The sequence below is a fragment of the Streptomyces sp. NBC_00287 genome (assembly GCF_036173105.1).
GTDB lineage: Bacteria > Actinomycetota > Actinomycetes > Streptomycetales > Streptomycetaceae > Streptomyces.
On record NZ_CP108053.1, the window covers coordinates 6,259,448 to 6,280,790 of the forward strand.

Here is a 21,343-nt window from a genome sequence, read left to right on the forward strand (position 1 = left end):
TTGTGGCTGGTCGCGCCCACGCGGCGGAGCCGCATATCGATACAGCCCCGCGCCCCTGGTGACTTGCCCCTTCGGGCTCGTCACGTATCCAACAGCCACCTTCCTCCGCCTATCAGCGAGCACAGCGATACCGCGTGGAAAAGGAACAGCCACAGGCCCGCGGGTACATGCGTCAACCTTGACAACTGGTCCGCGTCTGAATCCCCCGCCCCGCCCCTCGTCCTCTTCGCCTGTAGCTCGAACGCGGGACGCACTCCACCGATCAACAGGAACCACACCACCGCGTACGCGAACGCCGCCTGCACCTGTGGTCCCGCCAGCCACGACACCACCACGAAGGTTCCGCCGGTCAGGACGACCGTCAGCGCGCCGTACGCGTTGCGGATCATCACCAGCATCGCCAGGAGCAGGGCCGTCGCCAGCCACAGCAGCAGCGTGATCCGGCCCGCGCCCAGCAGGGCCGCGCCGCCCAGTCCCAGCAGTGGCGGTGCTGTGTAGCCCGCCGCCGCCGTGAGGATCATGCCGAGGCCGTACGGCTTGCCCCGGCTGACGGTGAGGCCGCTGGTGTCGGAGTGCAGGCGTATGCCGGTGAGCTGGCGGCCGGTGAGCAGGGCGACCAGGCCGTGTCCGCCCTCGTGGGCGATGGTGATCGTGTTGCGGGCGAGACGCCACACGCCCTGCGGGACGACCACCGCGACGGCGGCGACGAGGGTCGCGATCACGACCCATACATCCGGGTCGCTCTGGGTGCCGACGAGCTCGTCCCAGAGAGAGGTCGCTGTGCTGCTGTCCATGTGTCCGGGGTGCTCCCTCTGTTCCTACGGAGTCTGGCAGTGTGGCACGTATGTGCGGACGGTATGCATCGAGTCGTAGGCCCGAGGATCTCGCAGGAATCTTTGAGATCGAGAAGTGGGAGCCCGAGGAGACTCTTGAGCCCGACTACAACGTGGCCCCGACCAAAGAGGTCTACGCGGTCCTGGACCGTCCTCTGAAAGACGCCGACGAGAAGCGACCGGTTCGGCAGCTGCGCAAGCTCAAGTGGGGGCTCGTTCCCTCCTGGTCGAAGACTCCCGAGGGCGGCGCGCGGATGATCAACGCGCGTGCCGAGACGGTGCACGAGAAGCCGTCGTACCGCCGTGCCTTTGCCGCCCGGCGCTGCATCCTGCCCGCCGACGGCTACTACGAGTGGGTCACCGGCACCCAGGAGCGGGATCTGGAGGTCGAGGGGAAGAAGAAGCGGCCGCGCAAGCAGCCGTACTTCGTGCTCCCCGCCGACGGGTCGGTGTTCGCGATGGCCGGGCTGTATGAGTTCTGGCGGGACAAGACCCTGCCCGACGATCACCCCCAGGCCTGGTGGGTCACCTGCTCCGTGATCACCACCGACGCGGAGACGAGCCCCCTTGCCGTCGCCCCGGCCGAGGGCCCGCACGCGCTGGCCGAGATCCACCCCCGGATGCCGCTGATGCTCACCCCGGACCGCTGGGACGCCTGGCTCGACCCGTCCCGCACCGATGTCGACGACCTCCGCGAGCTGCTCGCCCCGCCGCCCGCCGGACTGATGCGCGCCTACCCGGTGACCACCGCCGTCAGCAACGTCCGCAACAACGGCCCGGAGCTGCTGAAGGAGCTGGAGGGGCCCGAAGAGGGCACACTCTTCTGATGTGAGCACAGTGACCACCGAGATCATCAGCACCGAGGCCGGGGACGCCCGTATCACCTGGCACCCGGCGAAGAAGGCACGGCTCGTGCTCGCCGTCAGTCATGGCGCGGGCGGGGGCATCGAGGCGCGGGACCTGAAGGCGCTCGCCCAGGTCCTGCCCGCGCACGGTGTGACCGTCGCCCTCGTCGAGCAGCCCTGGCGGGTGGCCGGCAAGAAGGTCGCCCCCGCCCCGAAGACCCTGGATGTCGGCTGGCGGGGTGTCTGGCCCGCGCTGACGAAGCCCGGTCTGCCGGTGATCTCCGGCGGCCGCAGCGCCGGCGCCCGCGTCGCCTGCCGTACCGCCACGGAACTCGGCGCGCACGCTGTCCTCGCGCTCAGCTTCCCGCTGCATCCGCCGGGCAAGCCCGAGAAGTCCCGCGCCGAGGAGCTGCTCGGCTCCGGGGTGCCCACCCTCGTCGTCCAGGGCGGCAACGATCCCTTCGGGAGGCCCGAGGAGTTCCCGGACGGCTCCTACGAGCTGGTCGAGGTGGCGTACGGCGACCATGGCTTCGCCGTGCCGAAGCGGGCGGACATCACCCAGGAGCAGGCCGTGGCGCTCGTCACCGAAGCCGTGACCAAGTGGACCGGGTCACTCGGGTAAAGCTTCGGGAATGTTGTGCCCCGGACCACTGTTGAGGCGGACAGAAGTGCTGGCGACCAGCACCGACGTCGTTGGAGAGGAAGTCCGCCGCATGGGTTCGACCTTCTGCCCGGCCCGCAGCAGTCGCAGCGACCTGGACTGGACGGTGCTGCACGCGGGCAAGACCGCTCCTATTCGAGGGGCGGCGGGAACGGGTAGTCGTCTATCCTCCGATTCTGGTGACACCGGCTTCGGTGCTGCCCGGAATCTTGAGGAGGTGGGTCCGGTCACCGGTACCGACGCAGGGACCGACAACGGCCAGGCGGAGCTGCCCGAGGGCCAGGGCGCGAGCACGGACACGTCCGCGGAGACCACCGCCGAGCGCAATGTGCGCTTCGAACGCGACGCGCTCGAATTCCTCGACCAGATGTACTCGGCCGCCCTGCGCATGACGCGCAACCCGGCCGACGCCGAGGACCTGGTGCAGGAGACGTACGCCAAGGCGTACGCGTCCTTCCACCAGTTCCGCGAGGGCACCAACCTGAAGGCCTGGCTCTACCGGATTCTCACCAACACCTTCATCAACTCGTACCGCAAGAAGCAGCGTGAACCCCAGCGCTCCGCGGCCGAGGAGATCGAGGACTGGCAGCTCGCCCGCGCCGAGTCGCACATGTCGACCGGTCTGCGCTCCGCGGAGTCGCAGGCGCTCGACCATCTGCCCGACTCGGACGTGAAGGAAGCACTTCAGGCGATCCCCGAGGAATTCCGCATCGCCGTCTATCTCGCGGACGTAGAGGGCTTTGCGTACAAGGAGATCGCGGACATCATGGGGACACCCATCGGAACGGTGATGTCCCGGCTGCACCGGGGCCGCCGTCAACTGCGCGGCATGCTCGAGGACTACGCCCGTGAGCGCGGGCTGGTTCCGGCGGGCGCCGGAGAGTCGAACGAAGCGAAAGGCTCGGGCTCATGAGCTGCGGAGAGCATCACGAGACGGACTGCAGCGAGGTTCTCGACCACCTTTACGAGTTCCTCGACAGCGAGATGCCGGACGTGGACCGCGACAAGTTCAAGCAGCACTTCCAGGAGTGCTCGCCGTGCCTGGAGAAGTACGGGCTCGAAGAGGCCGTGAAGAAGCTGGTCAAGCGCTGCTGCGGACATGACGACGTACCGTCCGACCTGCGGTCCAAGGTCCTGGGGCGGCTCGATCTGATCCGCTCCGGACAGGCCGTCCCCGACCATGACGTCACCGTCACCCCGCAGGAGTCCTGAACTCCCGCCCCGGGACGGCCGATCGTCACTCGAACGTGCTAATCGGCGGGTGATACGCCCGCACTCTCCCCCCTGGCCGCCCTAGGCTCCGGAGCCTGGAACAGGCATGGTCAGGGGAGGGGCACATGGAGGGTATTCCCGCGCGGGCACGTGTGTACGTGGCCTGCGCCGCCCTCGGCGCCCTGCTCTGTCTGCTGCCGCTGCCGGCCACCCGTACGCCCTGGTGGGCCCTGGCCCTCCTGGCCGCGCTGTACGCCGGCTGCGAGCAGATCGCCCGTAGGCGCTTCGCCGGCACCTTCTACCCGGTCCTGCTCGCCGGCGCCTTCCTGCTGCCCCCGCCCGCCGCCGCACTCGTGGCGGTACCCGGAGCACTGCTCTCCCAAGGCGCGGTCGTACGACGGGTATGGCGGGCCGCCCAGTTGGCGCTCGCCGTCTGGGCCGCCGCCCGGGTGCACTGGGCGCTGGACGGGCGGGACGCGGTCGTCGCGTCCGACTTCCCCTACGCCCTTCTGCCCGCCGGGGCCGCGGTCCTGGGCTTCTGCCTGGTGCTCACCCTGCTGGACGGCGGCATCCTCGCCCTCGCCGAGCGGGTGCCGGTGCGCCGGGCCTGGCGCGGGCTGTTCCTGCGCTCGCTCGCGCCGGTCGCCGTGCACGGTCTCGCCGGGCTGATGATGGCCGTCCTGTGGCGCAGCCCCTACGGCCCGGTCGCCGCGCTGCTCGTGCTGCTGCCGATGTGCGTGTCCTGGTGGGTGTTCGCGCAGTACCACCGGGAGCGGGCCGCCCACCAGGCGACCATCCGGGCGCTGGTGCAGGCCGTCGACATCAAGGACGGCTACACCCGCGGACACAGCGAGCGGGTCGGACAGGCCTCGATGATGATCGCCCGCGAGCTGGGCATGGACGCCGAGCGCATCGAGGTGCTGCGGTTCGCCGGGATCCTGCACGACGTGGGGAAACTCGGGGTGCCCACCAGGCTGCTGCGCAAGGACGGGCCGCTCACGCCCCAGGAGCGGCGCGTCATCGAACTGCACCCGGAGTACGGGCACGAGATGGTGCGGGGCATCTCCTTCCTCGGCGAGGCCCGGGCCGCCGTACTGCATCACCATGAGCGGCTGGACGGGAGCGGGTATCCGTACGGGCTCGTGGGCGGGCAGATTCCCGAGTCCGCGCGGGTGGTCGCCGTCGCCGACGCCTTCGACGCGATGACGTCCACGCGGTCCTACCGGCCGGCGCGGCCCGTCCCGGCGGCTCTGGGGGAGCTGGAGCGGTGTGCGGGGACGCAGTTCGATCCGCGGATGGTGTCGGCGCTGGTGAGCGTGATCGAGCGGCACGGATGGCGTCCGGAGGTCACCGCGGGCGAGGGGCGGGTTCCGGCCCCCGGCGCGCCTGTCGCCGGCCGTCCGGGAGCGCATCGATGAGCTCGTCCCGGCCCAGGTGGATCCTCGTCCTCATCCATGCCTCGGCCGCCCTGCTGGCCGCCGTCTCGCTCATCGGCACGCTCTGGAACGGTCTGGAGGAACGTCCCGTCGCGCTGGCGTTCGGGCTCCTCATCACCGTCGGTGAGTTCACCCGGTGGACCGGCGCCCACATCCGGGAGGCCGCGCCGCTCGGTGCCGCGGGCGCCCTGTCGTACGCGCTGCTCGGCGAGGACGCGGGGCAGCCCACGCACCACGGTGTGTTCCAGGTCGTCGCCATCGTCCTCGTCGCCGCCCTCCTCGGCGGCGTCCCGCACATCGCGCGCGGCCGGAGCCTCGAGCCCGACCATCTGGCCCGGCGGGTGCTCACCGTCGGCTTCGCCGCGATCTGCTTCCAACCCCTGTACAACCGGGGCGTGTTCGACGAGTGGAGCGGCGCCGCCTACGCGCTGCTGCTGCTCGCGCTGCTCGCCCTCACCGCGCTGTGCGACGCAGTTCTCGTCGCCGCCCTGGCCCACTCCAGGACCGGCTGGCCCTTCGGCCCGCTGCTGCGGGACGAGCTGCGCACCCTGCTCGGGATCGGCTCGGCCGTCTGCGCGACCGGCGCGGTGATGGCGCTCGCGGTGGCCGTCGTAGGCCTGTGGGCGCTGCCCGTGTTCTGTCTGCCGCTGCTGCTCACCCAGCTCTCCTTCCGCCGCTACGCCGCCGTCCGCGCCACCTACCGGCAGACCATCGCCTCCCTCGCCCGCGCCACCGAGGTGGCCGGCTACACCCCCGCCGGTCACGCCCGCAGAGTCGCCGCGCTCAGCGTCGCCGTCGGCCGGGACCTCGGCCTGTCCGGGGCCGAGCTCACCGTGCTGGAGTACGCCGCCCTCATGCACGACATCGGTCAGCTCAGCCTGGTCGACCCGGTCCCGTCCGGCGCCACCGCAGGCCTGCCCACCGCCGAGCAGCGCAGGATCGCCCTCCTCGGCGGCGCCGTCGTCCGCCAGACCGGCGTCGACGGCTCGGTCGCCGTGGTCGTCGAGCGCCAGGCCGACCCCTGCCGGGAGCAGCCGGTCGCCGCGCGGATCGTACGGACGGTGAACGCCTACGAGGAGAAGGCCCAGGGCGCGGGGCCAGGCGGGCCGCTGAAGGCGCTGGAGGAGCTACGACTGGGCACCGCGGGGGACTACGACCCGGACGTCGTCGAGGCGCTGGCCAGGGTGCTGTCAAGAGACTGTCTGACCTTGGGGCGAGCGGGGTAACCCATGGGTAATGAGCGCCCCTCCAGCGGTACGTGGTTGGATGCGAAGGGAGAGGGTCTCCGACAGGCTGTCCGGGGGCACAGCCGGCCCACTCCACGGAACTGGCAGGCGGGAATCGTGAGGATCTTCGGCAAGGGACGGCACCGGCCCTCCGCCTCCTGGCGGCAGGCCACCGACCGCGCGTTCACCCTGATCGGCGACGGTCGGTACGAGGACGCGGGCGCGCTGCTGACACGTGCCGCCGATCTGGAGCCCTGGCTGTCCGAGTCCTGGTTCAACCTCGCCCTGCTGCACAAGTTCCGGCACGACTGGGAGCAGGCGCGGGCGGCGGGCCTGAGGGCCGTGGCGCTGCTCGACCGGGAGACCGGGGCGCCCGACTGGTGGAACGTCGGTATCGCGGCCACCGCCCTGCAGGACTGGCCGCTGGCCCGGCGGGCCTGGCAGGCCTACGGGCTGCGGGTGCCGGGCGGCGCGACCGACTCCGGCGAGCCGGTCGGCATGGACCTCGGCAGCGCGGCCGTACGGCTGTCCCCCGAGGGGGAGGCCGAGGTGGTGTGGGGGCGGCGGCTCGATCCCGCCCGGATCGAGGTGCTGTCGATTCCGCTGCCGTCGTCCGGGCGGCGCTGGGGCGAGGTCGTGCTGCACGACGGGGTCCCGCACGGCGAGCGGACCACGGCAGCCGGGCACGCCTACCCCGTCTTCGACGAGATCGAGCTGTGGGCGCCCTCTCCGGTGCCGACCTGGGTGGTGCTGCTGGAGGCGGCGACCGAGGCGGACCGGGACGCGCTGGAGCAGCTCGCGGCGGACGCGGGGTTCGCGGCGGAGGACTGGTCGTCGTCGGTGCGGCTGCTGTGCCGGACGTGCTCCGAGTCGCGGATGCCGTCCGACGAGGGTGACGGGGAGCATCTCGATCCGCACGATCACAGCGAGCCGGGGCATCCGGGGCCGCTGGGGCACCGGACGGACGGGCAGCTGTGGGTGCCGGAGCGGGAGTGCGGGGTGGCTGCGCCGGCTTCGCTGGTTCGGGGGCTCTTGGACGGATGGGTTGCGGACAGCCCCGATTCCCGGGACTGGCGGGATCTGGAAGAGGTCTGCTGAAACCTCGCCGTACCCTGTATCAGCACCGAATCCCAGTTTTCCAGGAAGGCATACGTCGGTCATGGCGCAGCAGGACACCGATCAGCAGCACGCGGGCGTGCTCCCCGTGGACGACGAGGGCTTCGTCATCGACACCGAGGAGACCGAGGAGCGCGAGAACGCCTGGCACGAGCGGGGTACCTCGCGGCCGATCACCGTCGTCGGGAACCCGGTGCTCCACAAGGAGTGCAAGGACGTCACCGAGTTCGGCCCGGAGCTGGAGCAGCTGATCGCGGACATGTTCGCCTCGCAGCGCACCGCGGAGGGCGTGGGCCTGGCCGCCAACCAGATCGGCGTGGACCTGAAGGTCTTCGTCTACGACTGCCAGGACGACCAGGGCGCGCGGCACGTCGGCGTCGTCTGCAACCCCAAGCTCGTCGATCTGCCCGCCGAGCAGCGCAGCCTCGACGACAGCAACGAGGGCTGTCTGTCCGTGCCGACCGCGTACGCGCCGCTCGCCCGGCCCGACTATGCCGAGGTCACCGGGCAGGACGAGAAGGGCAACCCGATCAAGGTGCGCGGCACCGGCTACTTCGCGCGCTGTTTGCAGCACGAGACCGACCACCTGTACGGCTACCTGTATATCGACCGGCTCTCCAAGCGTGAGCGCAAGGACGCGCTGCGGCAGATGGCCGAGAACGAGCCTCGCTACCCCGTGGTCGCAAACGACTGACGTCCCGCAAGATCTCTCAAGTCCCATACGCACGGCGTCTGTTCAGGAATCCCTTCCTGACCAGGCGCCGTTCGTCAGTGCGTCGCACGTTCGATCCCATGTGCGCATCTACTGATCCATATTCAGTCACACAAGGGGAGATTCTCGGCACCGTGGGGTAGTGAATGAAGCAAATCCGTTCCCAGACCGGTCAGTTGTGGTGCTGAATGGGAAGTGCGGGGATACGCAACGGCGCACGCCCGGCACGGCGGGAGGGGTGTGCGCAACTGGCGGCTGAGAGGGGTTTGTTCGTGCATGCTTTCTCACACAGCACCACATCGACGCCGACGGCGGTCGCGGTCCCACCATCGCTCTCCCTTCCGGTGATCGAGGCGGCGTTTCCCAGGCAACTCCACCCGTATTGGCCCCGACTTCAGGAGAAGACCCGCACCTGGCTGCTGGAAAAACGGCTGATGCCGGCGGACAAGGTGGAGGAATATGCCGATGGCCTTTGCTACACCGACCTGATGGCGGGGTACTACATTGGCGCCCCCGACGAGGTCCTGCAGGCGATTGCGGACTACAGCGCATGGTTCTTCGTCTGGGACGACCGGCACGACCGTGACATCGTGCACCGCCGCCCGTCCGCCTGGCGGCGGCTGAGGTTCCGGTTGCATGCGGCCCTCGACGCACCGGAGGACCACCTGCACCACGAGGATCCGCTGGTGGCCGGGTTCGCGGACAGTATGGTGCGGCTGTACTCGTTCCTGCCCTCGACGTGGAACGCCCGGTTCGCCCGGCACTTCCACTCGGTGATCGAGGCGTACGACCGGGAATTCCACAACCGCACAAACGGAATCATCCCGACCGTCGAGGATTATCTCGCCCTGCGCCGCCTCACCTTCGCGCACTGGATCTGGACCGATCTGTTGGAGCCGAGCGCCGGACATGAACTCCCGGACTCGGTAAGGAAACACCCGGCATATCGGCGGGCGGCGCTGCTGAGCCAGGAATTCGCCGCCTGGTACAACGACCTCTGCTCGCTTCCCAAGGAAATAGCGGGCGATGAGGTGCACAATCTCGGAATCAGTCTTATCAAACATGAGGGGCTGACTCTGGAAGAAGCGGTGGTGGAAGTAAGGCGGCGCGTCGAGGAATGCATATCAGAATTTCTGGTCGCCGAACGGGCCGCCCTTCGACTCGCCGATGATCTAGCCGACGGCACCCTGCGGGGAAAGGAAATGAGTGCCGCCGTACGGGCCTGTGTCTGCAATATGCGGAACTGGTTCAGCACCGTCTACTGGTTCCACCACGAGTCCGGCCGGTACATGGTCGACAGCTGGGACGACCGGTCCACGCCCCCGTACGTCAACAACGAAGCGGCAGGTGAGAAATGACCGTCGAGTCTGTGAAGCCCGAAGCGCAGATATATGCGGAATCGGAGCTGCGTGAGCCGCCTTTCGCCGGCGGCGGTGTCCCGCTTCTCGGCCACGGCTGGAAGCTGGTGCGCGACCCGCTCGCGTTCATGGCGGCGCTGCGCGAGCACGGCGATGTCGTCCGGCTGAAGCTGGGCCCGAAGACCGTGTACGCGGTCACCTCCCCGGACCTCACCGGCGCCCTGGCCCTCAGCACCGACTTCAAGATCGACGGTCCGCTGTGGGAGTCCCTCGAAGGCCTGCTCGGCAAGGAGGGTGTGGCCACCGCGAACGGCCCCCGGCACCGGCGTCAGCGGCGCACCATCCAGCCCGCGTTCCGGCTCGACGCGATCCCGGCGTACGGGCCGATCATGGAGGAGGAGGCGCATGCGCTGACCGTGCGCTGGCGGCCCGGCGAGACGATCGACTGCACCGCCGAGTCCTTCCGGGTGGCCGTCCGCATCGCTGCCCGCTGTCTGCTGCGCGGCGACTTCATGGACGAACGGGCGGAACGGCTGTGCATTGCACTCGCCACCGTCTTCCGTGGTATGTACCGCAGGATGGTGATACCGGCCGGGCCGCTCTACCGGCTGCCGCTTCCGCCCAACCGCAAATTCAACCGGGCCCTGGCCGATCTGCATCTGCTGGTCGACGAGATCGTCGCCGAGCGGCGCGCATCTGGTCAAAAGCCGGACGATTTGCTGACAGCCTTGCTGGAGGCGAAGGACGAGAATGGCGAGCCGATCGGGGAACAGGAGATCCACGACCAGGTCGTCGCGATACTCACCCCCGGAAGCGAAACCGTCGCGTCCACCATCATGTGGCTCCTGCACGTGCTCGCGGAACATCCCGAGCACGCCGACCGGGTGGCCGCGGAGGTCGAATCCGTCACCGGCGGCCGGCCCGTCGCATTCGAGGATGTCCGGGGGCTCCGGCACACGAACAATGTCGTCGTCGAGGCGATGCGTTTGCGTCCGGCCGTCTGGATATTGACGCGCCGGGCGGTCACCGACACCGAGCTCGGCGGGTATCGCATTCCGGCGGGCGCGGACATCGTCTACAGCCCGTATGCGATCCAGCGCGACGCGAAGTCGTACGCGGACAACCTGGAGTTCGACCCCGACCGCTGGCTTCCGGAACGCGTGAAGGAGGTGCCGAAATACGCCATGAGTCCCTTCAGCGTGGGCAACCGCAAGTGCCCGAGCGACCACTTCTCCATGGCACAGCTGACGCTGATCACGGCGGCGGTGGCCACGAAGTACCGCTTCGAGCAGGCGTCCGGTTCCAATGACACCACCCGGGTGGGCATCACCCTGCGTCCGCACAACCTGCTGCTCAGGCCGGTGTCCAGGTGACGGCTCAGGCCGCCTCCGGGCCCCGGAAGGTCCGCCGGTAGGCGTTCGGGGTGGTCCCGAGGGCCCGTACGAACTGATGGCGCAGCGCCGCCGCGGTGCCGAATCCGGTCCGGCTCGCGACGGCGTCCACCGTCTCGTCCGTCGTCTCCAGCAACTGCTGGGCCAGCAGCACACGTTGGCGCAGGATCCAGCGGTAGGGAGTCGTGCCCGTCTCCTGCTGGAAGCGGCGGGCGAAGGTGCGCGGGGACATATGCGCGAGGTCGGCGAGCTGCTCGACGGTGACCTCCTCGTCGAGGTGCCGTTCCATCCAGGTCAGGACATCGCCGACGGTGTCGCACTGGGAGCGGGGCAGCGGGCGGTCGATGTACTGCGCCTGCCCGCCGTCCCGGTGCGGTGGCACCACCATGCGCCGGGCGATGGCGTTGGCGACCTCCACGCCATGCTCCTTGCGGACGAGATGCAGACAGGCGTCGATCCCGGCGGCCGTGCCCGCCGAGGTGATCACCGGGTCCTCGTCCACGTACAGCACATCGGGCTCGATCACCGCGCGCGGGTAGCGCCGGGCGAGCTCGTCGGCCTGCCGCCAGTGCACGGCGCAGCGCCTGCCGTCCAGCAGCCCGGCCGCGCCGAGCACGAAGACGCCGGAACAGACGCTGAGCACCCGGGCACCCCGGTCCACGGCCCGCACCAGGGCGTCGAGCAGCGCGGGCGGATACTCCCGGCCGATGTAGTCGCTGCCCGCCGGCACGGCGATCAGATCGGCCTCGTCGAGCCGGTCGAGGCCGTACGGCGTGGAGACCGTGAATCCGGGGACATGGGTGGCCAGCGCCGGGCCCTCCGCCGAGACGACCGCGAAGTCGTACACCGGAAGTCCCTGGTCACTGCGGTCGAGTCCGAAGACCTCGCAGACGACGCCGAGTTCGAAGGGATGTACGCCGTCGAGCAGGGCGACGGCCACGTTTTTCAGCACACTGCCAGTGTGCCACCATCCTGGCAGTAATTCGATGGTGTGCGGCAGTCCTGCCACTGTCAGGAGTGTTCTCCGGGAACGAGACTTACCGCATGAACACATTCCTCGAATACGTCGCGCTCTTCCTGCTCTTCTCTCTTCTCGCGGGTCCGGCGCTCGTGGGAGCGGTCCTCGAGCGCCGGATCGATCGCCAGTTGAAGAAGGCGGAGACTCAGAAGTCCTCGTCCAAGTCGACCGTGCCCTCCACCGCCACCTGGTACGCGGAGGGACGCCGCTCGAAGAAGTTGGTGAGTTCCTGAACCCCCTGCAGCTCCATGAAGGAGAAGGGGTTCTCCGAGCCGTACACCGGAGCGAAGCCGAGCCGGGTCAGACGCTGGTCGGCGACGCACTCCAGGTACTGCCGCATCGACTCGGTGTTCATGCCCGGGAGGCCGTCACCGCACAGGTCGCGCGCGAACTGCAGCTCGGCCTCGACGGCCTCCCGCAGCATGTCGGTGACCTGCTGCTGAAGCTGCTCGTCGAAGAGCTCCGGCTCCTCCTTGCGGACGGTGTCGACCACGTCGAAGGCGAAGCTCATGTGCATCGTCTCGTCGCGGAACACCCAGTTGGTGCCGGTGGCCAGACCGTGCAGCAGACCCCGGCTGCGGAACCAGTAGACGTACGCGAAGGCGCCGTAGAAGAACAGGCCCTCGATGCACGCGGCGAAGCAGATCAGGTTGAGGAGGAAGCGGCGGCGGTCGGCCTGGGTCTCCAGGCGGTCCAGCTTCTCGACCTCATTGATCCACTTGAAGCAGAACCCGGCCTTCTCGCGGATGGAGGGGATGCTCTCCACCGCGTCGAAGGCCGCCGCCCTGTCCTCCGGGTCGGGGAGGTAGGTGTCCAGCAGCGTCAAGTAGAACTGGACGTGCACGGCCTCCTCGAAGAGCTGACGGCTCAAGTAGAGTCGCGCCTCGGGGGAGTTGATGTGCTTGTACAGCGTCAGCACCAGGTTGTTCGCGACGATCGAGTCGCCCGTCGCGAAGAAGGCGACCAGCCGGCCGATGAGGTGCTGCTCGGAGGGGGACAGCTTCGCGAGGTCGGAGACGTCCGAGTGGAGGTCGACCTCCTCGACGGTCCAGGTGTTCTTGATGGCGTCCCGGTAGCGCTCGTAGAAGTCCGGGTAGCGCATGGGGCGGAGAGTCAGCTCGAAGCCCGGGTCGAGCAGGTTTTTGGCATCGCTGGTCATTACTGGCAGGCCTCGCAGGACTCGGGGTTTTCCAGGGAGCAGGCGACGGCTTCGGGGTCGGCGGCCTGCTGGACGGGGACAGTTGCCTGGGCTGCGCGGGCGATACGGGTCGCCGGGCGCGAGCGCAGGTAGTACGTCGTCTTCAGCCCGGACTTCCAGGCGTAGGCGTACATCGAGGAGAGCTTGCCGATGGTCGGCGTCTCCAGGAAGAGGTTCAGGGACTGCGACTGGTCGAGGAACGGCGTCCGGGCGGCGGCCATGTCGATGAGCCCGCGCTGCGGGATCTCCCACGCCGTGCGGTAGAGCCGTCGTACGTCCTCGGGGATCCAGGCGAACTCCTGCACCGAGCCGTTCGCCTCGCGCAGCGCCTCGCGGGTGCGGGCGTCCCAGACGCCGAGCTCCTTCAGCTCCTGCACAAGGTAGGAGTTGACCTGGAGGAACTCGCCGGACAGCGTCTCGCGCTTGAACAGGTTGGACACCTGCGGCTCGATGCACTCGTAGACGCCGGCGATGGACGCGATGGTCGCGGTGGGCGCGATGGCGAGGAGGAGGGAGTTGCGCATCCCGACCTCGGCGATACGGCTGCGCAGCGCCGCCCAGCGCTCCGGCCAGGTGAGTTCGGCGTCGTAGTGGTCGGGGTGCAGGACGCCCTGCGCGGTACGGGTCTTCTCCCAGGCCGGCAGCGGGCCGCTGCGCTCGGCGAGGTCGGCGGAGGCCTCGTAGGCGGCGAGCATGATGCGCTCGGCGATCCGGGTGGAGAGCGCCTTGGCCTCGGGGGAGTCGAAGGGCAGCCGCAGCTTGAAGAAGACGTCCTGCAGCCCCATCGCACCGAGCCCCACCGGGCGCCACTTGGCGTTGGAGCGGCCCGCCTGCTCGGTCGGGTAGAAGTTGATGTCGACCACGCGGTCGAGGAAGGTGACGGCGGTGCGGACGGTGGCGTCGAGCCGCTCCCAGTCGATGTCACCGTCGACGACGAACGAGCCGAGGTTGACCGACCCCAGGTTGCAGACCGCCGTCTCCCCGTCGTCGGTGACCTCCAGGATCTCCGTGCAGAGGTTGGAGGAGTGGACCACCTGGCCCGGCAGGGCGGTCTGGTTGGCGGTGCGGTTGGCGGCGTCCTTGAAGGTCATCCAGCCGTTGCCGGTCTGCGCGAGGGTGCGCATCATGCGGCCGTAGAGGTCACGGGCGGGGATGGTCTTCTTCGCGAGGCCCTGTTCTTCTGCCTTGCGATAGGCCGCGTCGAACTCCTCGCCCCACAGGTCGACCAGCTCGGGCACATCGGCGGGCGAGAACAGGGACCACGGGGCGTCGGCGTTCACCCGGCGCATGAACTCGTCCGGGATCCAGTGCGCGAGGTTCAGATTGTGCGTACGCCGGGCGTCCTCACCGGTGTTGTCGCGCAGCTCCAGGAACTCCTCGATGTCGGAGTGCCAGGTCTCCAGGTAGACCGCCGCCGCGCCCTTGCGCCGCCCGCCCTGGTTCACGGCGGCGACCGAGGCGTCGAGGGTCTTCAGGAACGGGACGATGCCGTTGGAGTGCCCGTTGGTGCCGCGGATCAGCGAACCCCGGGAGCGGATACGGGAGTACGAGAGCCCGATGCCGCCGGCGTGCTTGGAGAGGCGGGCGACCTGGTGGTAGCGGTCGTAGATGGAGTCCAGCTCGTCGAGCGGGGAGTCGAGCAGGTAGCAGGACGACATCTGGGGGTGCCGGGTGCCGGAGTTGAAGAGCGTGGGGGAGGAGGGGAGGTAGTCGAGGCGGCTCATGAGCCCGTAGAGCGCGGCGACTTCGTCGAGGGCGCGCGTGGTGTCGTCCTCGGCGAGACCGGCGGCGACGCGGAGCATGAAGTGCTGGGGCGTCTCGATGACCTTGCGCGTGATGGGGTGCCGGAGCAGATAACGGCTGTGGAGGGTACGGAGCCCGAAGTAGCCGAAGCGGTCGTCGGCGCCGGTGTCGATCAGCGCGTCGAGGCGGGCGGCGTGGATCCGTACGAACTCGGCGGTCCGGTCGGCGATGAGCCCCTCCCGGTGCCCGACCGCGACGGACTCGGTGAAGGACGTGACGCCCTGGGAGGCGGCCTCGGCGGCGATGGAGACGGTCAGCAGCCGGGCGGCCAGCCGGGAGTAGGCGGGGTCCTCGGAGATGAGCCCTGCCGCGGCCTCGGTGGCCAGCTCGCGCAGCTCCGACACGTCCGCCCGGGCGGACCGGCCGCGCAGCGCGGCGGCGGCGACCCGGCCGGGGTCGGCGTCGGGGAGGTCGGCGGTCAGCTCGGTCAGGGTCCGCAGCAGCGCGGTTCCGGGACCGTCGGTCTCCACCTGGATGGCTGAAGCCGGGTCGGCTGGCGCGATGGTCACTGGGGGGCTCTCCCTCGCTCGGCACGGGGCCTTGCGGAGGGCAGGAGGCAGCTCACGAGCGCACGGGGCGTCGCGTCCACCGACCCATTCCACGAGGCCCGGACGTCAGGCGCACCGGCCGGTTGGCCGGGCGCGCTGTCGGCAGGTCCTCGGACTGACGCTTATGCACAGATGTGCACAAGTACACCGTTGCGGGACAGTTCCGGATTCGCACCGGATTCCCCTGCGACGACAGCGAGCATGAGCATACATCTTGTGCCGCCCTGCGGTGACACCCCCAGATGTTGTGTCGCGTCGGCTTCAGAGCGTCAACTGATAAGTGAGGAGAGTGAACTCGGGATGCTCCGGGATCGGGTTCCAGTCGCGCTCGGGGGCCCGGGTGAAGCCGAGACGTTCATAGATACGGTGGGCGGTGCGCATCAGGGACTGGGTCGACAGGACGATGCCCTTGCACTCCGCGGCTCTTGCCCGGTCGATACAGGCGCGGACGAGGGCTTCTCCGGCGCCCCTGCCACGGGCCGCGTGGGCGACGGCCAGCATGCGGATCTCGGCCTCTCCGGGGCGGGCGAGGTCGGCCATGGGGCCGGGGGAGGGGACGAAAGTGACGCCGCCCAGGAGCCCGTTGTGGTCTACGGCCACCAACACCTCAGCGGCTGCGGCCCGCTTGGCGACGTCCCTGAGTTCGCCGAGGTACCAGTCGCTCTCGCCGAAGGTGAGGAGGTCGTCCTGGAGGTAGGCCTGGGCGGTGATCTCGCCCAGTTCCTCGTATTCGATGGGTTCCGCCGGGCGGATCTGGAAGTCCATGGAGTGAGTGTGTACGACAGAGGGCCGCCGTTCGAATGGCTTTCGGCGGCCCTCTGCGGAGGATGCGTCAGTGCACCGGGGTCAGATCCTTCTGGACTCCCGGGTCTCCCGCGTCCGCCGTGTAGTCCTCCGGGCTCGTCTCGTCGATACCTTCGGGGGCCTTCGCCGCCTTCAGGACGAAGGTCAGGACCACCGTGACGACAAGGTTCAGGACGAACGCCGTCAGGCCGATGTAGCCGATCTCCCCGATGCCCGGGATCTCCTTCGACGAACCGCCGAAGTGCTTCTGCGTCGGCGACGCGACACCGTAGGCCGCCACCGTGCCGTAGATCATGCCGACCGCCCAGCCGGCGAGCAGCGCCCAGCGGTGGAACCAGCGCGTGAACAGGCCGCCGACCAGGGCCGGGAAGGTCTGCAGGATCCAGATGCCGCCCAGGAGCTGGAAGTTGATGGCGACCGTCTTGTCCATCGTCAGGACGAAGACCAGCGCGCCGACCTTCACCAGCAGCGAGACCAGCTTGGAGACCTTGGTCTCCTGGGCGGGCGTGGCGTCGGGCTTGATGAAGTCCTTGTAGATGTTCCGGGTGAACAGGTTCGCCGCCGCGATCGACATGATCGCCGCCGGCACCAGCGCGCCGATGCCGATCGCCGCGAAGGCCACGCCCGCGAACCAGGCCGGGAACATGTTCTCGAACAGCTGCGGGATCGCCAACTGGCCGTTCTCCACCTTCACTCCGGCCGCGATCGCCATGAAGCCCAGCAGCGCCAGCAGACCGAGCATCAGCGAATACAGCGGCAGGATCGTGGTGTTGCGGCGGATCACATCACGGCTCCGGGAGGAGAGGGTCGCGGTGATCGAGTGCGGGTACATGAACAGCGCCAGCGCCGAGCCCAAGGCCAGCGTGGCGTACGTCCATTGCCCGGCCTCCGGCGGGACCAGACCGCCCACCCCGGTGGTGGTGAACTTCTCGCCCGCGTCGGCGAAGATCTCGTCGAACCCGCCCAGCTTGATCGGGATGTAGATGATCGCCACCGCGATGACCAGATAGATCAGGGTGTCCTTGACGAAGGCGATCAGCGCGGGCGCCCGCAGCCCCGAGGAGTAGGTGTACGCGGCCAGCACACCGAACGCGATCAGCAGCGGGAGGTCCTTGATGAACCAGTTCGTGTTCTCCCCGCCGCCGACGCCCATCACATCCAGCACCGCCTGGATGCCGACGAGCTGGAGCGCGATGTACGGCATCGTTGCCAGGATGCCGGTCAGCGCCACCGCCAGCGACAGGCCCTTGGAGCCGTACCGGCCGCGCACGAAGTCCGAGGTCGTCACATAGCCGTGCTTGTGCGACACCGACCACAGGCGGGGCAGGAACGTGAAGATCAACGGGTAGACGAGGATCGTGTACGGCACCGCGAAGAAGCCCGCCGCGCCGGCCGCGTAGATCGCCGCCGGGACCGCCACGAAGGTGTAAGCCGTGTACAGGTCGCCGCCGAGCAGGAACCAGGTGACCCAGGTGCCGAACGAGCGTCCGCCCAGGCCCCATTCGTCGAGGCTCTGCTCGTTCTCGGCCTTGCGCCAGCGCGCGGCGAGGAAGCCCATGACCGTGACGGCCAGGAAGAAGAAGATGAAGACGGCGAGCGCGACGCCGTTCACGCCGTCGTTCACTTGGTACCTCCACGACGGGCGCGCTGGTCACGCTGCCACAGCTGGTACGCGATCACCGTCAGCACGGTCGACAGGAGTACCCAGGCCATCTGGTACCAGTAGAAGAACGGGATGCCGATGAAGGCCGGGTCGGCCTTCGCATACGAACCCACCCACAACATCGCCACGAAGGGCGCGATCAGGCAGAGGGCGATGACGACGCGCACAGGCGTCACCACCGGCTCTCTGCTCGCCTCTGAGGTATCTGACATCTGACGGCTCCGTCCCCTCACTGATCACCTGAAACAGGCAGGCAATCTAGGTCACGGCGTCGCAGAAGCGGAACCCCTCGTCCGCATATCGGTCCCTCAAGCTTCCCTCAACAGCAGCGGAAACCCTGGCGGGGGTCCGACTCCTGCCGGTCCGTCCGCATCCGTTCGAAGTCACGCCGGGACGGCACGGGCGCCCGGGGGTGGTCCTTGCGCACGTGCGCCACATAACGGTCGTAGGCGGATTCGTCGGTCAGTTCACGGACGTACCAGCGCACGGCCCTGAGCGCCCTAAGTGCCCGCCGGGGTGACCTCATCGCGCTGCTCCTCCTTCTCCTCACGGGTCGGGAACAGTCCGGCCGGGGCGACGATCTTCGATTCGATGTACGGCGCCTCGCTGAGCGTGGACAGGGCGGGGCGGAGGATGTGCCGGACGCAGACGCGGGTCGCGTCCACGATGACGACGACGATCAGCAGGGCGAGGACCGCGGTCAGGACGCCGTCCACCGTGGAGTTGGTGACCACGGTGTGCATGTCGTCCATGGACTTGGCGGGCGGCAGGATCTTGCCCTCGTCGATCGCGTCCTGGAACACCTGGCGCTGCTTGAAGAAGCCGACCCTCGGGTCGCTGGAGAACACCTTCTGGTAGCTGGCGGTCAGTGTGACCGTGGCGTCCCAGGCGAGCGGAATCCCGGTGATCCAGGCCCACTTGAGGCGGCCGGACTTCACCAGCAGGGTCGTGCAGACGGCGAGCGCGACGGCGGCCAGCAGCTGGTTGGAGATACCGAAGATCGGGAACAACTGGTTGATGCCGCCGAGCGGTTCATGGACGCCCACCCACAGGAAGTACCCCCAAAGACCGCACACGATCGCGCTGCAGATGACCAGACCGGGCTTCCAACTGACGTCCTTGAACGGGCGGTAGACGTTGCCGAGCGTGTCCTGGAGCATGAACCGGCCCACGCGCGTGCCGGCGTCCAGCGCGGTCAGGATGAACAGCGCCTCGAACATGATCGCGAAGTGATACCAGAAGGCCCGCAGACTGTCCCCGGTGATCTGGGAGAAGATGTCCGAGATGCCCACGGCCAGCGTGGGCGCCCCGCCGGTGCGGGAGAGCAGGCTCGCCTCCTCGACGTTCTCCGCGGCGCGGGCGAGCGCCTCGGGGGAGATCTGGTAGCCCCAACTGCCCACCACCTGCGAGGCGTTCTGCACGCTGTCCCCGATGACCCCGGCGGGCGCGTTCATCGCGAAGTACAGGCCGGGGTCGATGATGCTCGCCGCCACCAGAGCCATGACGGCGACCGAGGACTCCATCAGCATGGAGCCGTAGCCGATCATCCGGACCTGCGTCTCCTTCTGGATCATCTTCGGCGTCGTACCGCTGGAGATGAGGGAGTGGAAGCCGGACAGGGCCCCGCAGGCGATGGTGATGAAGACGAAGGGGAACAGTGAGCCCGCGAAGACCGGGCCGTCGCCGCGTGAGGCGAAGTCCGTCACCGCGTCCATCTTCAGGGTGGGCAGCGCGATGACGACGCCCAGGGCGAGCAGGAAGATCGTGCCGATCTTCATGAAGGTGGAGAGGTAGTCGCGGGGCGCCAGCAGCATCCACACCGGCAGGATCGAGGCGATGAAGCCGTACGCCACCAGCCAGACGACCAGCGTGGAGGGCGCGAGCGTGAACGCGTCGGCCCAGGACGACTCGGCGACCCAGCGGCCCGCGATCAGCGCGAGCAGCAGCAGGCCTACGCCGATGAGGGAGACCTCGCTGACCCGGCCGGGGCGCAGGACGCGCAGGTAGAAGCCCATCAGCAGGGCGATGGGGACGGTCATCGCGATGGAGAAGGTGCCCCAGGGCGACTCGGCCAGCGCGTTGACGATGACCAGGGCCAGCACCCCGAGCAGGATGATCATGATGGCGAAGGCGGCGAGGAGCGCTGCCGCGCCGCCGAACGGGCCGATCTCCTCGCGGGCCATCTGCCCGAGCGAACGGCCGTTGCGGCGGGTGGAGAAGAACAGCACCACCATGTCCTGGACCGCGCCCGCGAAGATGACGCCCGTGATGATCCAGATGGTGCCGGGCAGATAGCCCATCTGCGCCGCGAGGACGGGCCCGACCAGCGGTCCGGCGCCGGCGATCGCCGCGAAGTGGTGGCCGAGCAGGACCCGGCGGTCGGTCGGGTGGAAGTCGATGCCGTTGTCGAGCCGTTCCGCCGGGGTGGCCCGGGTCTTGTCGACCTTGAGGACCTTGTACGCGATGAACTTGGCGTAGAAGCGGTAGGCGATGGCGTACGAGCCCAGGGCCGCGGCGACCATCCAGGCGGCGGAGACATCCTCGCCGCGGGCCAGCGCGAGCACCGCCCAGCCGGTGCCGCCGACCAGCGCGACGAGGGTCCAGATGACGATGGTTCGAGTGTTCGCAGTGCGCACCGGGTCGTCCTCCCGTCCATGCGATGACGGGGAGGACGGTAGGGCAGGAACAGCAGGGGCGCTACACCACGAGCACTACTCTTGTGGACGCTTCAACCTCGCCACGAACTTGTAGCGGTCGCCGCGATAGACCGACCGCACCCACTCCACCGGCTGCCCCTCCCGGTCCAGCGAGTGGCGGGACAGCATCAGCATCGGCAGGCCCACGTCGGTGCCGAGCAGGCCCGCCTCGCGGGGAGTGGCCAGCGAGGTCTCGATGGTCTCCTCGGCCTCGGCGAGATGGACGTCGTAGACCTCGGCCAACGCGGTGTAGAGGGACGTGTACTTGACGAGCGAGCGGCGCAGGGCCGGGAAGCGCTTGGCGCTCAGGTGGGTCGTCTCGATCGCCATCGGCTCGCCGTTGGCCATGCGCAGGCGCTCGATGCGCAGCACCCGGCCGCCGGCGGTGATGTCGAGCAGGCCGGCGAGGCGGTCGTCGGCGGTGATGTAGCCGATGTCCAGCAGCTGGGAGGTCGGTTCGAGGCCCTGGGCGCGCATGTCCTCGGTGTACGAGGTGAGTTGGAGCGCCTGGGAGACCTTCGGCTTCGCTACGAAGGTGCCCTTGCCCTGGATCCGCTCCAGGCGTCCCTCGACGACCAGTTCCTGGAGGGCCTGGCGCACCGTCGTGCGGGAGGTGTCGAACTCCGCCGCCAGCGTCCGCTCGGGCGGGACCGGAGTGCCCGGGGCCTGCGTCTCCGTCATGTCGAGCAGGTGCTTCTTCAAGCGGTAGTACTTGGGCACGCGCGCGGTACGGACGGTGGCCCCACCCTCGTTCTCCGCACTGCTGACGTCGGTGCTCATGCTCTGCCTTCCCGGCTCCGGATGCGGCTCACATCGTGATCCC

At 68.9% G+C, this 21,343-nt stretch carries 20 protein-coding genes and 1 riboswitch; of the genes, 10 read left to right on the forward strand and 10 right to left on the reverse strand.

What is annotated here, in order from left to right; genetic code table 11:
• Positions 1-80: 80 nt before the first annotated feature.
• On the reverse strand, positions 81-794 hold the full coding sequence (locus OHT76_RS28670; RefSeq protein ID WP_328873742.1) for a M50 family metallopeptidase: 714 nt from the start codon (positions 792-794) through the stop codon (positions 81-83).
• A gap of 50 nt (positions 795-844) precedes the next feature.
• Between OHT76_RS28670 and OHT76_RS28675 the strand changes: the two genes are divergently transcribed.
• The 10 genes from OHT76_RS28675 (at position 845) to OHT76_RS28720 (ending at position 10,772) form a co-directional block, all read left to right on the forward strand.
• The gene (locus tag OHT76_RS28675; RefSeq protein WP_328873743.1) at positions 845-1,660 is read left to right on the forward strand and encodes an SOS response-associated peptidase; all 816 of its coding nucleotides are present in this window, start codon (positions 845-847) and stop codon (positions 1,658-1,660) included.
• A 10-nt stretch (positions 1,661-1,670) separates the two neighbouring features.
• Positions 1,671-2,300: an alpha/beta hydrolase family protein gene (locus OHT76_RS28680; RefSeq protein WP_328876642.1), complete on the forward strand. Its 630-nt coding sequence runs from the start codon at positions 1,671-1,673 to the stop codon at positions 2,298-2,300.
• A gap of 256 nt (positions 2,301-2,556) precedes the next feature.
• Positions 2,557-3,252, forward strand: a complete 696-nt coding sequence (locus tag OHT76_RS28685; protein WP_315883568.1) for a sigma-70 family RNA polymerase sigma factor — start codon at positions 2,557-2,559, stop codon at positions 3,250-3,252.
• Positions 3,249-3,551: a mycothiol system anti-sigma-R factor gene (gene rsrA / locus OHT76_RS28690; RefSeq protein ID WP_328873744.1), complete on the forward strand. Its 303-nt coding sequence runs from the start codon at positions 3,249-3,251 to the stop codon at positions 3,549-3,551. Before OHT76_RS28685 ends, rsrA begins: the two co-directional genes overlap by 4 nt.
• A gap of 125 nt (positions 3,552-3,676) precedes the next feature.
• A complete protein-coding gene (locus OHT76_RS28695) occupies positions 3,677-4,969 on the forward strand; it encodes an HD-GYP domain-containing protein (RefSeq protein WP_328873745.1) in 1,293 nt (430 codons plus the stop codon).
• Positions 4,966-6,213 carry an HD-GYP domain-containing protein gene (locus tag OHT76_RS28700; protein ID WP_328873746.1) on the forward strand — a complete coding sequence of 416 codons (1,248 nt, stop codon included), beginning with the start codon at positions 4,966-4,968 and terminating at the stop codon, positions 6,211-6,213. The genes OHT76_RS28695 and OHT76_RS28700 overlap by 4 nt, the downstream gene beginning before the upstream one ends.
• A gap of 117 nt (positions 6,214-6,330) precedes the next feature.
• Positions 6,331-7,311: a tetratricopeptide repeat protein gene (locus OHT76_RS28705; RefSeq protein ID WP_186284740.1), complete on the forward strand. Its 981-nt coding sequence runs from the start codon at positions 6,331-6,333 to the stop codon at positions 7,309-7,311.
• Between the two features lie 61 nt (positions 7,312-7,372).
• Positions 7,373-8,023, forward strand: coding sequence for a peptide deformylase (gene def, locus OHT76_RS28710; protein ID WP_328873747.1), 651 nt, complete (start codon positions 7,373-7,375; stop codon positions 8,021-8,023).
• A gap of 290 nt (positions 8,024-8,313) precedes the next feature.
• Positions 8,314-9,399, forward strand: a complete 1,086-nt coding sequence (cyc1, locus tag OHT76_RS28715) for an epi-isozizaene synthase (protein WP_328876643.1) — start codon at positions 8,314-8,316, stop codon at positions 9,397-9,399.
• Complete coding sequence (locus tag OHT76_RS28720) at positions 9,396-10,772, forward strand: bifunctional albaflavenone monooxygenase/terpene synthase (RefSeq protein ID WP_328873748.1); 1,377 nt, start codon at positions 9,396-9,398, stop codon at positions 10,770-10,772. Before cyc1 ends, OHT76_RS28720 begins: the two co-directional genes overlap by 4 nt.
• Before the next feature lie 4 nt (positions 10,773-10,776).
• Here OHT76_RS28720 and OHT76_RS28725 read toward each other — a convergent pair whose 3' ends face one another.
• The 9 genes from OHT76_RS28725 to OHT76_RS28765 all read right to left on the reverse strand — a co-directional run bounded on the left by OHT76_RS28725 (position 10,777) and on the right by OHT76_RS28765 (position 21,300).
• On the reverse strand, positions 10,777-11,742 hold the full coding sequence (locus OHT76_RS28725; protein ID WP_328873749.1) for a GlxA family transcriptional regulator: 966 nt from the start codon (positions 11,740-11,742) through the stop codon (positions 10,777-10,779).
• 211 nt (positions 11,743-11,953) lie between these two features.
• Entirely contained in the window at positions 11,954-12,967 is a 1,014-nt protein-coding gene (locus OHT76_RS28730; protein ID WP_328873750.1) for a ribonucleotide-diphosphate reductase subunit beta, read from the reverse strand.
• The gene (locus OHT76_RS28735) at positions 12,967-15,318 is read right to left on the reverse strand and encodes a ribonucleoside-diphosphate reductase subunit alpha (protein WP_328873751.1); all 2,352 of its coding nucleotides are present in this window, start codon (positions 15,316-15,318) and stop codon (positions 12,967-12,969) included. The genes OHT76_RS28730 and OHT76_RS28735 overlap by 1 nt, the downstream gene beginning before the upstream one ends.
• 123 nt (positions 15,319-15,441) lie before the next feature.
• A riboswitch (cobalamin riboswitch) is annotated at positions 15,442-15,566 on the reverse strand.
• Positions 15,567-15,618: 52 nt separating this feature from the next.
• The gene (locus tag OHT76_RS28740) at positions 15,619-16,122 is read right to left on the reverse strand and encodes a GNAT family N-acetyltransferase (RefSeq protein WP_328873752.1); all 504 of its coding nucleotides are present in this window, start codon (positions 16,120-16,122) and stop codon (positions 15,619-15,621) included.
• A 67-nt stretch (positions 16,123-16,189) separates the two neighbouring features.
• The gene (gene mctP, locus OHT76_RS28745) at positions 16,190-17,785 is read right to left on the reverse strand and encodes a monocarboxylate uptake permease MctP (protein ID WP_328873753.1); all 1,596 of its coding nucleotides are present in this window, start codon (positions 17,783-17,785) and stop codon (positions 16,190-16,192) included.
• Positions 17,782-18,036, reverse strand: coding sequence for a DUF3311 domain-containing protein (locus OHT76_RS28750; RefSeq protein WP_328873754.1), 255 nt, complete (start codon positions 18,034-18,036; stop codon positions 17,782-17,784). Before OHT76_RS28750 ends, mctP begins: the two co-directional genes overlap by 4 nt.
• 107 nt (positions 18,037-18,143) lie before the next feature.
• On the reverse strand, positions 18,144-18,350 hold the full coding sequence (locus tag OHT76_RS28755; RefSeq protein ID WP_328873755.1) for a YbdD/YjiX family protein: 207 nt from the start codon (positions 18,348-18,350) through the stop codon (positions 18,144-18,146).
• Positions 18,325-20,460 carry a carbon starvation CstA family protein gene (locus OHT76_RS28760; RefSeq protein WP_328873756.1) on the reverse strand — a complete coding sequence of 712 codons (2,136 nt, stop codon included), beginning with the start codon at positions 20,458-20,460 and terminating at the stop codon, positions 18,325-18,327. The genes OHT76_RS28755 and OHT76_RS28760 overlap by 26 nt, the downstream gene beginning before the upstream one ends.
• 75 nt (positions 20,461-20,535) lie before the next feature.
• Positions 20,536-21,300, reverse strand: coding sequence for a GntR family transcriptional regulator (locus tag OHT76_RS28765; protein WP_315883503.1), 765 nt, complete (start codon positions 21,298-21,300; stop codon positions 20,536-20,538).
• Positions 21,301-21,343: the final 43 nt, after the last annotated feature.

Bases quoted from the DNA above. Each gene is read 5' to 3' on its own strand.
- OHT76_RS28765 (WP_315883503.1), bottom strand. From the start codon at position 21,300: ATGAGCACCGACGTCAGCAGTGCGGAGAACGAGGGTGGGGCCACCGTC.
- rsrA (WP_328873744.1), top strand. From the start codon at position 3,249: ATGAGCTGCGGAGAGCATCACGAGACGGACTGCAGCGAGGTTCTCGAC.
- OHT76_RS28700 (WP_328873746.1), top strand. From the start codon at position 4,966: ATGAGCTCGTCCCGGCCCAGGTGGATCCTCGTCCTCATCCATGCCTCG.
- OHT76_RS28695 (WP_328873745.1), top strand. From the start codon at position 3,677: ATGGAGGGTATTCCCGCGCGGGCACGTGTGTACGTGGCCTGCGCCGCC.
- OHT76_RS28720 (WP_328873748.1), top strand. From the start codon at position 9,396: ATGACCGTCGAGTCTGTGAAGCCCGAAGCGCAGATATATGCGGAATCG.
- OHT76_RS28750 (WP_328873754.1), bottom strand. From the start codon at position 18,036: ATGTCAGATACCTCAGAGGCGAGCAGAGAGCCGGTGGTGACGCCTGTG.
- OHT76_RS28755 (WP_328873755.1), bottom strand. From the start codon at position 18,350: ATGAGGTCACCCCGGCGGGCACTTAGGGCGCTCAGGGCCGTGCGCTGG.
- OHT76_RS28670 (WP_328873742.1), bottom strand. From the start codon at position 794: ATGGACAGCAGCACAGCGACCTCTCTCTGGGACGAGCTCGTCGGCACC.
- OHT76_RS28730 (WP_328873750.1), bottom strand. From the start codon at position 12,967: ATGACCAGCGATGCCAAAAACCTGCTCGACCCGGGCTTCGAGCTGACT.
- def (WP_328873747.1), top strand. From the start codon at position 7,373: ATGGCGCAGCAGGACACCGATCAGCAGCACGCGGGCGTGCTCCCCGTG.
- OHT76_RS28675 (WP_328873743.1), top strand. From the start codon at position 845: ATGTGCGGACGGTATGCATCGAGTCGTAGGCCCGAGGATCTCGCAGGA.
- OHT76_RS28740 (WP_328873752.1), bottom strand. From the start codon at position 16,122: ATGGACTTCCAGATCCGCCCGGCGGAACCCATCGAATACGAGGAACTG.